Source organism: Burkholderia sp. S171 (assembly GCF_009766085.1).
Classification (GTDB): domain Bacteria; phylum Pseudomonadota; class Gammaproteobacteria; order Burkholderiales; family Burkholderiaceae; genus Caballeronia.
Map to the genome: position 1 here is coordinate 582,508 of NZ_LMUF01000007.1, position 13,823 is coordinate 596,330.

Annotated in this window: 13 protein-coding genes; 8 read left to right on the top strand and 5 right to left on the bottom strand. The window is 59.8% G+C overall.

The genetic code is table 11. From position 1 onward, the window contains the following. Positions 1 to 3 precede the first annotated feature (3 nt). On the bottom strand, positions 4 to 378 hold the full coding sequence (locus GSQ93_RS05535) for a VOC family protein (protein ID WP_158934584.1): 375 nt from the start codon (positions 376 to 378) through the stop codon (positions 4 to 6). 346 nt (positions 379 to 724) lie between these two features. Here GSQ93_RS05535 and GSQ93_RS05540 point away from each other — a divergent pair, with 346 nt between their 5' ends. Beyond that, the gene (locus tag GSQ93_RS05540; RefSeq protein WP_158934585.1) at positions 725 to 1,144 is read left to right on the top strand and encodes a DUF6088 family protein; all 420 of its coding nucleotides are present in this window, start codon (positions 725 to 727) and stop codon (positions 1,142 to 1,144) included. Then, positions 1,113 to 2,177: a nucleotidyl transferase AbiEii/AbiGii toxin family protein gene (locus GSQ93_RS05545; RefSeq protein ID WP_158934586.1), complete on the top strand. Its 1,065-nt coding sequence runs from the start codon at positions 1,113 to 1,115 to the stop codon at positions 2,175 to 2,177. Before GSQ93_RS05540 ends, GSQ93_RS05545 begins: the two co-directional genes overlap by 32 nt. A gap of 27 nt (positions 2,178 to 2,204) precedes the next feature. Here GSQ93_RS05545 and GSQ93_RS05550 read toward each other — a convergent pair whose 3' ends face one another. Genes GSQ93_RS05550 through kaiC form a run of 4 tightly spaced genes read right to left on the bottom strand, consistent with a single transcriptional unit; the run spans position 2,205 to position 6,266 of the window. After that, positions 2,205 to 3,842, bottom strand: coding sequence for a PAS domain-containing sensor histidine kinase (locus GSQ93_RS05550; RefSeq protein WP_158934587.1), 1,638 nt, complete (start codon positions 3,840 to 3,842; stop codon positions 2,205 to 2,207). 5 nt (positions 3,843 to 3,847) lie between these two features. Next, positions 3,848 to 4,243, bottom strand: a complete 396-nt coding sequence (locus GSQ93_RS05555) for a circadian clock KaiB family protein (RefSeq protein WP_216857574.1) — start codon at positions 4,241 to 4,243, stop codon at positions 3,848 to 3,850. After that, complete coding sequence (locus GSQ93_RS05560) at positions 4,240 to 4,587, bottom strand: circadian clock KaiB family protein (RefSeq protein ID WP_158934588.1); 348 nt, start codon at positions 4,585 to 4,587, stop codon at positions 4,240 to 4,242. Before GSQ93_RS05560 ends, GSQ93_RS05555 begins: the two co-directional genes overlap by 4 nt. Continuing rightward, a complete protein-coding gene (gene kaiC, locus GSQ93_RS05565; RefSeq protein WP_158934589.1) occupies positions 4,584 to 6,266 on the bottom strand; it encodes a circadian clock protein KaiC in 1,683 nt (560 codons plus the stop codon). Before kaiC ends, GSQ93_RS05560 begins: the two co-directional genes overlap by 4 nt. A gap of 272 nt (positions 6,267 to 6,538) precedes the next feature. On the opposite strand from kaiC, the gene GSQ93_RS05570 reads away from it, so the two are divergent. From GSQ93_RS05570 to GSQ93_RS05595, 6 genes are all read left to right on the top strand, one after another. Beyond that, positions 6,539 to 7,735, top strand: a complete 1,197-nt coding sequence (locus tag GSQ93_RS05570) for a GAF domain-containing sensor histidine kinase (RefSeq protein ID WP_158934590.1) — start codon at positions 6,539 to 6,541, stop codon at positions 7,733 to 7,735. Between the two features lie 218 nt (positions 7,736 to 7,953). Continuing rightward, entirely contained in the window at positions 7,954 to 9,345 is a 1,392-nt protein-coding gene (locus GSQ93_RS05575; protein ID WP_158934591.1) for a GH1 family beta-glucosidase, read from the top strand. An 84-nt stretch (positions 9,346 to 9,429) separates the two neighbouring features. Beyond that, a complete protein-coding gene (locus GSQ93_RS05580) occupies positions 9,430 to 10,665 on the top strand; it encodes an ABC transporter substrate-binding protein (RefSeq protein WP_158934592.1) in 1,236 nt (411 codons plus the stop codon). Beyond that, complete coding sequence (locus tag GSQ93_RS05585; RefSeq protein WP_158934593.1) at positions 10,665 to 11,609, top strand: carbohydrate ABC transporter permease; 945 nt, start codon at positions 10,665 to 10,667, stop codon at positions 11,607 to 11,609. The genes GSQ93_RS05580 and GSQ93_RS05585 overlap by 1 nt, the downstream gene beginning before the upstream one ends. Continuing rightward, positions 11,606 to 12,490, top strand: coding sequence for a carbohydrate ABC transporter permease (locus GSQ93_RS05590; RefSeq protein ID WP_158934594.1), 885 nt, complete (start codon positions 11,606 to 11,608; stop codon positions 12,488 to 12,490). Before GSQ93_RS05585 ends, GSQ93_RS05590 begins: the two co-directional genes overlap by 4 nt. Before the next feature lie 14 nt (positions 12,491 to 12,504). Continuing rightward, positions 12,505 to 13,590 (top strand): ABC transporter ATP-binding protein, encoded by a 1,086-nt coding sequence (locus GSQ93_RS05595; protein WP_158934595.1) that lies wholly within the window; start codon positions 12,505 to 12,507, stop codon positions 13,588 to 13,590. Positions 13,591 to 13,823 lie beyond the last annotated feature (233 nt).

Genomic DNA, 13,823 nt, shown 5'->3' on the forward strand with positions numbered 1-13,823 from the left:
TTCTTATCGCTCGGAAGGCGCAAAAACGCGCAGCCGATGACCGTCGGGGTCCAGCGCGACGAAGGTAAAGCCAAAATCCATTTCCGTCGGACGTTGGATGATCTCCAGGCCGCGCTTGACCCAATCAGCGAAGAGACTGTGCACGGCGTCGCTGTTTTTCACGGGGAACCCGAGTTCGCCGCCACCGCCTCCCGCTGAAGCCGACGCGGGTTCGACCGTATGCTTTGACCACAATCCCAGCTTGAGACCCGAATCCAGGACGAACATGGCGAACGTCGGAGAAGTTTCGACGGGTGTCTTGCCGAGCAAGCCCGCATAAAAATCGGCGCTGGTCGCAGGGTTGTCGACGTACAGGATGATGAAGTTGGGATCGGTCATGGTGTTCGCTCGCTCAGGGTCGATGGGAATTAGCCGCGGTGCGCAGCCGGGAATCCAGCAACGAGTCAGCAATTCACTGATTGACTGCCGCTGCTGAAGTCGAACCCATCGTAAGCGTTGTTACTGCCAGTTTCTGTCAGGAGTGGTGCTTCGCGGACTCATCACTTTCCGGCGGAGCAAGTGCCCCGTCATCGCGCTGACCGCAAGAGCGATCGACCGAGCGGCGAGCGCGCAGTGAACTCTATTTTGAGCAGTTCGTGCGGTCCCAAAGCCCCTGTTAGAAAGGACTTGGCCTAATTTGTGTGCTAGAGTGACTAAAGGGATAGCGACGCGATGGAGGGGAGCCATGAAGCTGGAAGACCGAATCGTTCGTTCAATTTCACAAAGGAAGGGGCCCGTCATACTTCGCTCTGAGGTCGCCCCCTTGGGAAGTCCTGCCCATGTTGGACGCGTGTTGTCGAAGCTGGTTAGTGACGGCAAGCTTGTCCGCGTCAGCAAAGGGGTATTCGCGAAAACTCAAATCAACAAATTTACCGGCACGCCAACTCCCGCGGCAACATTCGAAGTCATTGCTGCAGAAACCTTCCGCAAGCTCGGCGTTGAGATCACCCCGGGATGGTTGGCCCGCGAATATAACAATGGGCGGTCGACCCAAATCCCGATGGATAGCATCGTCAACACGGGAAAGCGTCGCATCCGCCGCAAAATCCAGGTCGGACGCCGAACGGTAAAGTATGAGAACGATCACAAGCGAGTGGAAGTCTGACATAGAGCAAGCTGCGACTGCCGACTTGCTGGGAAATTTGCCGGCTGCAGTGGCGGAAAAGGATGTTCACATCACTGACGCGCTAAGGGAACTGTCGCGAATCAAGGTTGTGCATACGGCCCACAAAATCAGCCAGAAAAAGGGCGACCCGCGTCCGGGTACGCTGGAGATAACAAGCCAACTCGTCTTCGCTGGGGGCACCTGCCTTTCCAAGGCGCATGGGCTGATCGAGCGTATGTCCGAAGACATCGATATCAAGATCGTACTTGGGGAAGTGCCGAGTGGATACGCGCTACCCAAGGGCCAGTCGGACAGGGCACGGCTTGGTGATATCCAGACAAAGGTGTGCGCTCAACTTGAATCGATTGGCTTCACGCTCACGGTTGTTGAGGAGGAGAGCAATCCAGTCTCGCGCGACAATCGGCGCTATTACTGCCTGGCGGTCGACTACGGCCCCGAGTTTATGGATATCTCGGGTGTGTTAAGGCCTCAGTTGAAGGTTGAACTCATACACCGTCATCCAAAACTCAACCAGCAAATGCTGGACTTTGGTTATCTGGTCGACCGGTTTATTGGCCGCGAGTCAGTCGAGCGCGTGCAAGTGCCCTGCATTTCAATCGCGGAAACACTTGCTGAAAAAGTTCTTTCTTTATTAAGGCGCTGCGCTTGGTATTGGGATGGTTATCAACGCGGTGATTTCGATACAGCATTGGTTCGCCATATCTATGACGTGTGGCGTATCAATACATCTTTGCCCGAGGCGGTCGACAAAGCTGGAGAAGTGTTCGAAGCCCTGGTGTTGGAAGACGTCAAGGAATTCGAAGGACAGAACCCTGATTTTGACGCCGCCCCTTACGCGATCCTTCGTCGCACTCTGGTGCGTGCTGCTACGGATGACGGGCTGCGGAAGAATTTCGACCAGCGGCTCGCTCCGCTGCTGTTTGCAAAAGATAAACCGACTTTCGATGTCTGCTTTTCAAGTTTCAACGCTGTTGCTAAAACTCTTTTGTCCGCCCGGGCGGTGGTCCAGTAGGACTACCGCCGATTTAACATCCACGCCTCACGCCAGCGCCGCCGCAACGACCGCGGACAAATTCCCGATCGAAAACGGTTTCCGAAGCAACGAGATATTGTTGCCCATGGCGGCGTCGAGGGCGGAGCTGTCCGCGTAACCGCTCGCGAAAACAATGGGCATGTGCAGACCCTGGGACCGCGCCAGTTTGGCCACCGTCGCGCCATCAAGATGCGGCATCGCGAAGTCCAGCACCAGCAAGTCAGGTGGATCACTTGCCATCATGTGGAGCGCCGCCCGCCCGCCTGCCGCCGAGTCCACCCGATACCCCAGCGCGACCAGCGTTTCGACCATGAACGTCCGAACATCAGGATCGTCGTCGACGACCAGGATCCGTGGCGCACTCAGCTCACTCACATTGACGACAGCCGCCGACGACGGGTCCGGTGCGGCGGCTAACGCGGGCGAACGTCGCAGAAACAAGGAGACGCGGGTGCCACGCGGACTGCTCTCGATCCGCGCATGGCCGCCCGCCTGCTGGCAGATTCCGTACACCTGGGCGAGACCAAGACCGGTTCCCGCGCCCAGTTCCTTGGTGGTAAAAAACGGCTCGAATGCCCGGGCCGCGACATCGGCGGGCATGCCGGTGCCGGTATCGTCGACACTCAATTCCACGTAATCGCCATCGGCGAGATCGGCATCGTCCGTAATCGTCCACGCTACCGTGCTGATGCGCAGCACGCCGCCCGTCGGCATCGCGTCCCGTGCGTTGATGGCGAGGTTGAGCAAGGCGAGTTCGAGTTGGGTCGCGTCCGCCACGACCAGGGCGTTGTCGTCGCCGAGTTCCAGCCGCAGGTCGATCCCGGGACCCAGCGTGCGGTCGAACAGATCGGCCATGCCGTGCACGAGTTGCGCCAGCCCGACGGGTTTCAATTCGAGTTTCTGCGAGCGCGAAAACGCCAGCAATTGCGCGGTGAGCTTGGCGCCGCGGTTGACGGCCCGCATGGCGTTGCCGGTCCAGCGCAGCACGCGCTCGGGGTCGGACGGCGAGCGCTTCACGAGTTCCAGATTGCCGTGAATAGCCTGCAGCAGGTTGTTGAAATCGTGGGCCAGGCCGCCGGTCAACTGACCGACCGCCTCCATTTTTTGAGCCTGGTGCAGGCGGGCTTCCATCTGCCGTTGCTGCGAGAGATCGGAGATCACGCCGCAGATCAGGCGGTCCTGATCGCGCTCGGCTTCAAGCGCCTTGAAGCTGCAATAGACGGGGGTTTCTCCGCCGGCCGACAACACGGTGAGTTCATCCCGGGCAGTGCCGGTAGCGCTTTCTCGGATCAGTTCCTGCAGACGCGCGTGCTGGCCATCGAGCACAAAAGCGCTGAACGCGTAGCCCACCACATGCTCGACCTGGGCGCCGAGCAACTGCCCGGCACGTTCGTTGGCGTAGAGAATGGTGCCGTCGGCGGAGAGCATCACCGCGCCTTCCTGCATCTGCTCCACGAGCACGCGGTAGGGCCGGTCCGCGCTCTCGAGCGTGTAGATGCGGCGGTCATCGTCGCTGCCGACCACCACGGCATCCACCGCGCCGCTGCGGATAGCGTCGAGCGTATCTTCCGCCTCGCGCAGCCGCTCGCGCAGCTCTTCGATAGTCGCGGTTTCGAGTGAAGTGGAGCGGAATTGATCGGACATACGCGTCAAGGTTTGATGGCCGCGCCCGGGGACGCGCTTAAGGATGCACTGCCGGCTACGTTCGACACCATCACGCCAAGCGCGGCCAACACCTTGTTTGAATCCGACAGGTCGCCGATCACCCTTCGCAACGGCCCGGGACGCAGCTTGACCAGCGTCGGCGCGGCAATGATCTGAGCGGCGATCGCGGCTTCCGGATGCAGGTAGATATCGATCACTTCAAGCTCGAAGCGGCCCGCCGCATAGGTTTCCAGCAAACGCCGCGCGTTGTCCACGGCACGCGTTGAGCGTTGCGTGTTCCCCGTTACGTACAGGCGCAGCACGAGCATGTCCGAGGGTGGCGGAGGCGGTGGACCGTCTCCGCCCCCTCCACCATAGGCTTCGACGGGCAGGGCGCTCACGAACCGGCCCTCGTCTGGATATCGAGGCCGACGAGCACGCGCTCGGTATCGGACAAATCGCCGATTACTTTCCTGAGCGGCGCGGGCAGATGCCGGACCACGGTCGGTATCGCGAGAATCTGGTCGGCGGCGGCCAATTGCGGGTTGACGCGCAGATCGATGACTTCAATCGAATACTCGCCGGCAAGGTGCATGGCGCAGAGCGCGCGGAGATTGCGGATGGCTGCCAACGATTTCGGCGTTTCCCCCGCTATATACAAGCGCAGCGAATACAAGCAAGCGCCGGGCGTTCCGGCGGCGTCCGGTTCAAATTGCGCTGGCGAAGGCGAGTCGTGTTCAGTCATTCTTTGGTTCGCCGCAGTTGCGCCATCCGGGTCCGGTCGGCTTCCTGCAGGCGCTTGTGTTCGTCACTTTGCTCGACTAACGCATCGAGTTCCGACGCTTCCGCGTCGAGCGCCGACTGCAGTTCCGCGACCTGCTGCTCGACCGCTTTGCGCCGCCGCGCAAGCTCGCGTTTCTTTTGCATCACAAGCTCGTCGCGCGCGGCGGATTCGTCGCGTTCCTGCGCTTCCTGCGCGAGCCGCGCGGAACCTGTCAGCACGCCGCCCGCGCCTATATATGCCGGCACCATGGCGATTCCCCCATTGCTGATCTGATATTCGCGGACCTGGTTCGAGTGATCCATGCCGCGCGATTTCAGCACGTAGACAAGCCGGTTGCGCTCGCCGTTCGTTTCAATATGCGATAGCGAAATCCAGGTATCCATCAGCGAGGAAATGCTGCGGTCATTGATGCTGGACGCCTGGTCGGTGGTGCTGAGACTGGTAAAAAGTGCCGTGATACCGCGCGATTTGAGGAAATCGACAAGTCGTAACAGCGTTGCATGCACTTCGGATTCCGCGCCACGCAGCGACGAAATCGGGTCGATCACCACGGCGGTCGGCTTGAACAGGTCGATGTCGCGGACCATCCGCGCCAAATGCATTTCCAGCCCGAAGAAACTGGGCCGCGCCGATTCGATCCTGAGCGTGCCGCCCAGACAGTGCGCAAGATCCACGCCTACCGAGCGCATGTTGCGCACGATCTGTTCGGGTGACTCTTCAAAGGCGAACCACAGCGTGCGTTCGCCGAGTGCGCAGCGGGTCTCGACGAATTTAGCGGCAAAGGTGGTTTTGCCCGTTCCCGCCAGCCCCGACACCAGTACGCTGGAGCCGACAAAATACCCCCCCACGCCCAACATGGCGTCGAGATCGGTGATGCCCGTGGAGATGACGTCGCTCGACGTCAGGTGCGACAGGCCGGCCGATGTAATGGGGAGGACGCTGATGCCGGTGGTATCGATAAGAAACGGGTATTCGTTGGTCCCATGCGCCGAGCCGCGATATTTAACGATCCTCAGGCGCCGCGTGGTGACCTGGTTTTCGACCCGGTTGTCGAGCAGGATCACGCAGTCGGACACGTATTCTTCAATGCCGTGCCGCGTCAACTGGCCCGAATCGCCGGTTCCCCGCTCCGCCGTCACGATGGCAGTCACGCCGCGTTCCTTCAGCCAGTCAAAGAGGCGCCGCAACTCGGCGCGCAGCAAGACGACATCGGGGAAACTGGCGAACAGGGCTTCGAGGGTGTCGAGCACGACGCGTTTTGCGTTCACGCTCTTGATGGCGTAGTCGAGCCGCACGAACAGGCCTTCAAGGTCGTATTCGCCGGTGTCTTCGATTCCCGCCGGGTCGATCTTGACGTAATCGATGGCGAGTTTCTTCTGCTCGATGAGCGACATCACGTCGTAACCCAGCGACGCCACGTTCGCGGCCAGGTCCTCCGCCGATTCCTCGAAACTCACCAGCACGCCAGGTTCACCATACTTCAGCACGCCTTCCACGAGGAACGTCATGGCGAACAGGGTCTTGCCGCATCCTGCCGCGCCGCACATCAGGGTCGGACGGCCAGCTGGCAAGCCGCCGAGAGTGACGTCGTCGAAGCCCGAAATGCCTGTTGGCGATTTTGAAAGCACTGCTCCGGTCATTGTTTTTCTTTGTAAGGTTTAACAGGAAGGCACCAGCCGCCCCAGGCTCGATGCCTGCGCCAGTTGGTCGATGGCGACAGCGCATCTTGGCATCGCGGTACGCTGTATGCAATCCAGAAGATCACAATCGCCAGGGCTCGCAACAGGCGGCCGTTTTTAAAACCCTTGGCGCGAGCAACCAGACCCGTACAATTGAGCGCAGCACCGCACAAAAAATATCGAGCACCGAGAGGTAGAATTTGAATCCCGTTTACGGAGTTCTGCAGGCTGCCATGGATGACAGCGACGAAGCCATTGCTCGCGACGTGGCCATCATCGGCCGGATCGGCGCCGTTCCGTCCATGCTGCGCGTGATCTGCAGCAACACTGGCCTGGGTTTCGCGGCGGTGGCGCGCGTCACCGAGGGAACATGGACCGCCTGTGCCGTGCAGGACGACATTCAGTTCGGGCTATTGCCCGGCGGTCAACTCGACGTCCACACCACGCTGTGCAGCGAGTCCCGCGCCATGCGCCGGCCGGTTGTTATCGACCATGCGAGCACCGATCCGGTCTATCGCGAACACCATACGCCCCGCATTTACAACATCGAGAGTTATATCTCGGTGCCGATCATTCTCCCGAACGGGGATTATTTCGGCAACCTGTGTGCAATCGATCCGCGTCCGGCCATGATCTCGGATGCACGAACGCTCACCATGTTCACGCTCTTCGCAGAACTGATCGCGCTGCAACTGGAGAGCGAGAACGAGCGCTCGGCGACCGAAGCCGCGCTCCTCGACGAGCGGACGACCGCCGAGTTGCGCGAGCAGTTCATCGCCGTGCTCGGCCACGATCTGCGCAATCCGCTCGCCGCCGTGGGCGCAACCGCGGAATGGCTGGCGCGACGCAGCAGCGAACCGGAACTGGTGACCATTGGCACGCGGTTGCGGGCGACGACGCGGCGCATGTCGCGCCTGATCGACGACGTACTCGATTTCGCCCGCGGCCGGTTGGGCGCGGGTATCGGCGTGTCGCTGGCTCCGGTTGACGATCTCACCGACGCGCTGCGCCATGTGGTCACGGAACTGCGCGACGCGAATCCGGAACGCGTCGTCCTGGAGCAGACCGCGGTGGACGGTTGCGTTTATTGCGACCGCGGGCGCATACAGCAACTGCTGTCCAACCTGCTGGCTAATGCGTTGACGCATGGCGCTCCGGATCAACCGGTGCGGGTCGAGGTGTCCATCGACGCCGGCGAGCTTGCGATCTCCGTCTCCAATCTGGGCGCGCCGATCGCGCTGCACGACCTGGAGAAAGTCTTCGAACCGTATTGGCGGCCGGCAACCAGTCAGCCGGGCGGTGGCCTCGGCTTGGGACTCTACATTTGCTCGCAGATTGTCCACGCGCACGGCGGCACGTTGTCCGTGAGTTCATCGGCGCAGACAGGGACTTGTTTTGTGGCACGGATACCTGTGGGTGAGGCGGTGTGAACGTAGTCCGCCGGTATAAGTACCCGGCTCCGGGATCGTAGCGTCCCACCTTTCTCGACTCGTCGCCGCCACCCCCGCCACCCCCGCGACGATCGCGTCCTTTCCCGCACCCCAAACCCTCTCCATATAAACCCGGATTGTCCCCGTCAATTCGGCGCTGCTATCGTTCGCAGGCACTTGTGGAAGCGCTTCCACTCCACCGCTCAACAGGAGTCCTCGTGGCACTCGACGCATCCGTTGTCTCCAGCGATCCATTCTCCCCGCCGTCCGATTCAGCCCTCTGGCGACGCGACTTTCTACTCGGCGCAGCAACCGCCTCCTATCAGATCGAAGGCGCCGTCAACGAAGACGGCCGGCTGCCGTCGATCTGGGACACGTTCTCGGCCACGCCCGGCAAAGTGCTGGCGGGTGACACCGGCGAGGTGGCTTGCGATCACTATCATCGGTGGGAATCGGACCTCGACCTGCTTTCCACGCTTAATGTCGATGCGTACAGGCTATCCATTGCGTGGCCGCGCGTGATGGATGAAGCGGGGCGCCCGAACCGGAAGGGCATCGACTTTTATAAGCGCCTGATCGGGCGGCTGAAAGAGAAGGGCCTCAAGACGTTTGTCACGCTTTATCACTGGGACTTGCCGCAGTATCTGGAAGATCGGGGCGGCTGGCTGAACCGCGACGTTGTGTATCGCTTCGCCGATTACGCCGACCTGATGAGCCGCGAACTCAGCGGTCAGGTCGATGCCTGGGCTACGCTCAACGAACCCTGGTGCTCCGCGTACCTCGGCTACGGCAACGGCCATCATGCGCCGGGGCTCGCGAACGACCGCTATGCGACCCAGGCCATGCATCACCTGCTGCTCGCACACGGTACCGCCGTGCCGGTACTGCGCGCCAACGATCCCGCGTCGCTCAAGGGCATTGTCGCAAATGTGGGCCGCGGTACCGCCGATACGAATAGCGAAGCCGACGCACGCGCCGCGCATCTTTTTGAAGTCCAGCACAACGCGTGGATACTCGACCCGCTGTTGAAAAAGGCCTATCCCAAGGACCTTTTCGAACTGTGGCCGGGCACCGAGCCGTTGGTGCTCGACGGCGATATGGAGACCATCGGCACGCCGCTCGACTTCCTCGGCATCAACTATTACTTCCGTACGAATGTGAAGAGCGACGGTGCGCATGGGTTCACTGAAGTGCCGTTGCCGGACGTCGAGCGCACGCAGATGGGCTGGGAGATTCATCCCGATGGCCTGCGCGACCTGCTGATCGGATTCAACAAGACGTATCCGTCATTGCCGCCGATCTATATCACTGAAAACGGCATGGCGTCGGATGACAAAGTAGTCGACGGACGTGTCGATGATCCGCAGCGCATCTCGTTCCTCAAACGCCATCTCGCTGCCGTGGATAGCGCGATCAAAGCCGGTGTGGATATACGCGGATATTTCATCTGGTCGCTGATGGATAACTTCGAATGGGCCTTCGGTTATGAACGTCGTTTCGGCGTGTTTCATGTCGACTACAAGACGCAGAAACGCACGATGAAACATAGCGCCGAGCTGATTGCGAAGTTCCTCGAGGAACGCAACGCTGAGGCCAATACCCGAGCCTGACCCGCAGTTCGTTTTTCATTGCCAAAGCCATTGGACCCCATGAATGACGGGGCCAAATGGAAGACATAGCCTGGAGGAGACTCAATGAACAGCATGAAGAAACTGGTCGTCAGCGTTATTGCAGCCGTTGCGACGATAAGCGCGGCGCACGCGGATCCGTTGAAGGCGACCGTGATCCACTGGTGGACATCGGGCGGCGAGTCAGCGGCCATCAAACAGTTCGCCGATGCCTATAACAAGGCCGGCGGTTTGTGGATCGACCAGGCCGTGGCCGGTGCGGATCAGGCGCGTTCCACCGCAATCAACCGCATCATGGGTGGGGACCCGCCGACCGCCGCGCAGTTCAATACGTCGAAGCAATTCCACGACATCATCGACCAGGGCTTGCTGAACAACGTGGACGATGTAGCGGCCAAGGAAAACTGGGACAAGATCTTCCCGCCGTCGATCATTGAAAGCATCAAGTCGAACGGGCATTACTACGCGGCGCCCGTGGACATTCACATGCCGGCATGGTTCTTCTATTCGAAGCCGGCGTTCCAGAAGGCCGGCATCACGAAGGAACCGGCCAACTACGATGAGTTCATCGCGGATCTCGACAAGTTGAAAGCGGCAGGCGTGATTCCGCTTGCGCTCGGTGGTCAGGCTTGGCAGGAGAAGATTACCTTCGACGCCGTGTTCGCCGATGTCGGCGGCCCGGACCTTTATTTGAAGGTATATCGCGATCGCGATGTGAACGCGGTCAAATCCGATGCGTTCAAGAAGGTACTGACGCAGTTCAAGCGCCTGCATAACTATATTGATCCGGGCTCGCCGGGCCGCAACTGGAACGACGCGACCGCGCTGGTGATCTCCGGCAAGGCCGGCGTGCAGATCATGGGCGACTGGGCGAAGGGCGAGTTCTCCGCAGCCAATCAAACGGCGGGCAAGGACTTCGGCTGCTTCCCGGGCTTCGGTCCGCATTCACCGTATCTGGTCGCAGGCGATGCATTCGTCTTCCCGAAGACCGACGATCCTAACGCAATCAAGGCGCAAAAACTGCTGGCGACGGTCATGACATCGCCTGCTGCGCAGGTCGCGTTTAGTGCGAAGAAGGGATCGATTCCGATTCGCTCGGACATCGACGATTCGAGTCTCGACATGTGCGCGAAGGAAGGCATCGCGATCATGAAGGACAAGTCGCGGCAGTTGCCGAATCCGGAAATGCTGACGCCACCTGATATCAATGGCGCGTTGCAGGATGTCATCACCAACTTCTGGAACAAGAACCAGTCGGTGGAGGACGCACAAAAGGCCTTCGCCAGCGGGTTGAAGAGCTGATGGCGGTGACGTCCGCCGACAAGACTCTACGCGCTCCGGCTAGCCACGCGAAGCGCAAGCCGCTGAGGAAGCGGTTTGCGCTGGCCGCATACATTGCGTTGTTGCCGATGGCGCTCACGGTCGTGTTCGCTTACCTCGGCACGATGTTATGGAGCTTGCGCACGTCGTTCACGAACTCACGCACGTTCGCGTCGAATAGTTTTGCGGGCGTGTCGCAATACGTGCGGCTTTTTAATAACGACCGGTGGATGTTGTCGCTGCAAAACATCGTGATCTACGGGGTTTTGTTCATCGTCATATGCCTCGCGATCGGGTTGCTGCTGGCGGTGTTTATCGACCAGAAGGTGATGGCGGAGGGCGCGCTGCGCACGGTCTTCCTGTATCCGTACGCCATGTCGTTCGTCGCAACGGGTCTTGTCTGGCAGTGGATCTTGAATCCGGAACTGGGCATTCAGGAAGTGCTGCACAGGATCGGTTTTACACACGCACGCTTCGACTGGATCGTCGATCAGGATCGCGTGATCTACACGCTGGTGATTGCAACTGTTTGGCAAGCGTCGGGGCTTGTGATGGCGTTGTTGCTTGCGGGTTTGCGCGGCATTGATGAAGAGATCTGGAAGGCGGCGCGCATAGATGGCATTCCGCGCTGGCGTGTCTACGTCAGCATCGTCATCCCCATGCTCGGCGCGTCCATATCAACGGCCTTTATCCTGCTGTTCGTGATGGTGATCAAACTCTACGACGCGGTGGTCGCCATGACGCAAGGCGGTCCTGGCACGGCCAGCGAAGTGCCCGCGAAGTTCATCATGGACTATCTGTTCGGACGCGCGAATCTCGGGTTGGCGTCGGCGGCGTCGATCGTTCTTCTAGTGACCGTGCTCGCGATCCTGGCGCCGGTCTTTTATATTCGTAGCCGTGCATTGCGGCTCAGGGATTCCCGATGAACGCGCCACGTCACCCGTTAAAACGCAGATCGCGCTTCACGCCCGCGCGCTTGGGCGTGTACGCGTTCCTGCTGACTTCGGCCTTGTTTTTCCTGCTGCCGTTGTACGTGATGCTCGTCACGTCGTTCAAGCCGATGACGGAAATTCGTCTCGGCAATATCTTATCGTTGCCGATGCATTTCACGCTCGATGCTTGGCGTGTGGCGTGGCAATCGGCGTGCACGGGACTGGATTGCCAGGGCATTCAGGTCGGCTTCTGGAACTCGGTGCGCATTGTCGTGCCGAGTACGGTCCTGTCCATTCTGGTGGGTGCGGTGAACGGCTACGCGTTGTCTTACTGGAAACCGCGCGGCGCTACTACATTGTTCGCGATCTTGCTCGTGGGCGCGTTCATCCCCGTCCAGGTGATGGTCTATCCGCTCGTGCGCGTGCTCGCAACGGTGCATTTATTCAGCTCGTTGCCCGGCATTGTGCTGATCCACACGATCTTCGGCATGCCCGTGATGACCCTGTTGTTCCGCAATTATTATGTAGCGCTGCCGCATGAACTCTTCCAGGCGGCGCGCGTGGATGGCGGCGGTTTCTGGCGCATCTTCCTGCAATTGATGGTGCCCATGTCCACGCCGATCATCGTCGTCGCCGTCATCATGCAGGTCACCGGAATCTGGAACGACTTCATTCTGGGCCTTGTTTTCGCGGGTACGAAGAACCTGCCGATGACAGTACAACTGAACAATATTATCAACACGACGACGGGCGAGCGCCTTTACAACGTCAACATGGCGGCGACCATCCTGACGTCCATGGTGCCGCTTGTCATCTACTTCGTTTCGGGTCGCTGGTTCGTACGCGGCATTGCTTCCGGTGCGGTCAAGGGTTAGTCCAGGGCTCATTCATGTCTACAGTCATGTCGAACGTTTCAATCCGCGACCTGGAGATCCAGCTGGGCTCCAATAAGATCATCGAGTCGCTCGATCTTGAGGTCGAACCGGGGGAGTTCCTCGTTTTGCTGGGCCCTTCGGGGTGCGGTAAATCCACGTTGCTGCACAGCATTGCGGGGTTGATCGATGTAAGCGGCGGCAGCATCGAAATCGGTGGTCAGGATATGACGTGGGCCGATCCGAAAGATCGCGGTATCGCGCTCGTGTTCCAGTCTTACGCGCTGTATCCGACCATGAACGTCGAGCGTAATCTCTCGTTTGGTTTGCGTATAGCGGGTACGCCTAAAGCCGAGATCGAGCGGCGCGTCACGCGAGCGGCCGAGATGTTGCAGCTTGGGCCATTGCTCAAACGTCGGCCCGCGCAGTTGTCGGGCGGGCAGCGTCAGCGCGTGGCAATCGGCCGGGCGATCGTGCGTGAAGCGGACGTGTTTCTCTTCGACGAACCGCTCTCCAACCTTGATGCCAAGCTGCGCACGGAACTCAGGCGCGAGTTGAAGCAACTGCATAAGCGTCTCGGCGCAACCATGATCTACGTGACCCACGACCAGGTTGAAGCGATGACGCTGGCGACTCGCATGGCGGTCATGCGCGGTGGGGTAATTCAGCAGATCGGCACGCCCGCCGAGGTGTATGCGCATCCGAATAATCTGTTCGTGGCGACGTTCCTTGGCTCGCCGGGGATGAACCTCCTGAAGGGCGCGTTGCATCGCGAGGTCGGTGGAGTGCGATTTCGCAATGAGCATGTTGATATCGATGTCACCGCGTATCCGTTTCTGCAGTCACCGCCGGAGAAGCAGCCGTGCGTGCTCGGGGTGCGTCCCGAGGATGTTTCCATCGATCCTGCGTTCAGGCATCGCGGAACAGTGTCGCTGGTTGAACCGATGGGAAATCATCGGGTAATTTGGCTCGATTATCATGGCGCTCAGATTGCGTCGATTGCGCAGGATACGGCGACCGTGGTGGTTGACGAAATCACCGGGTTTTCAATTGACGGGAAGCGCGTTTCGCTCTTTGATGAAACTAGCGGCGATCGACTTTAGGGGTTTCGTTCGCACTGTTCAGGGGTTTTTGGGGGGGACGGGGCAGGGTCGACGGGTTAGGTTTTGGGGTTAGTGGTCGGGCGGCCGGGTTTGGTGCCGGGTTGGTGCTTTCGGCCTTAGTGGTCTACGAGAGTCAGATTTTCTCTTTATCATTGTTAGCCACTGTGCGTGGCGGCACGTCATTTCTTTGTCCAAAGCGACAAAGAAACGAAGCAAAGAAAACGCTTTCAAAC

What these genes read in the sequence shown, in the direction of transcription:
- GSQ93_RS05570 (WP_158934590.1), top strand. Translation starts at nt 6,539, where the DNA reads ATGGATGACAGCGACGAAGCCATTGCTCGCGACGTGGCCATCATCGGC.
- GSQ93_RS05535 (WP_158934584.1), bottom strand. Translation starts at nt 378, where the DNA reads ATGACCGATCCCAACTTCATCATCCTGTACGTCGACAACCCTGCGACC.
- GSQ93_RS05590 (WP_158934594.1), top strand. Translation starts at nt 11,606, where the DNA reads ATGAACGCGCCACGTCACCCGTTAAAACGCAGATCGCGCTTCACGCCC.
- kaiC (WP_158934589.1), bottom strand. Translation starts at nt 6,266, where the DNA reads ATGACCGGAGCAGTGCTTTCAAAATCGCCAACAGGCATTTCGGGCTTC.
- GSQ93_RS05545 (WP_158934586.1), top strand. Translation starts at nt 1,113, where the DNA reads ATGAGAACGATCACAAGCGAGTGGAAGTCTGACATAGAGCAAGCTGCG.
- GSQ93_RS05560 (WP_158934588.1), bottom strand. Translation starts at nt 4,587, where the DNA reads ATGACTGAACACGACTCGCCTTCGCCAGCGCAATTTGAACCGGACGCC.
- GSQ93_RS05550 (WP_158934587.1), bottom strand. Translation starts at nt 3,842, where the DNA reads ATGTCCGATCAATTCCGCTCCACTTCACTCGAAACCGCGACTATCGAA.
- GSQ93_RS05585 (WP_158934593.1), top strand. Translation starts at nt 10,665, where the DNA reads ATGGCGGTGACGTCCGCCGACAAGACTCTACGCGCTCCGGCTAGCCAC.
- GSQ93_RS05580 (WP_158934592.1), top strand. Translation starts at nt 9,430, where the DNA reads ATGAACAGCATGAAGAAACTGGTCGTCAGCGTTATTGCAGCCGTTGCG.
- GSQ93_RS05540 (WP_158934585.1), top strand. Translation starts at nt 725, where the DNA reads ATGAAGCTGGAAGACCGAATCGTTCGTTCAATTTCACAAAGGAAGGGG.
- GSQ93_RS05595 (WP_158934595.1), top strand. Translation starts at nt 12,505, where the DNA reads ATGTCTACAGTCATGTCGAACGTTTCAATCCGCGACCTGGAGATCCAG.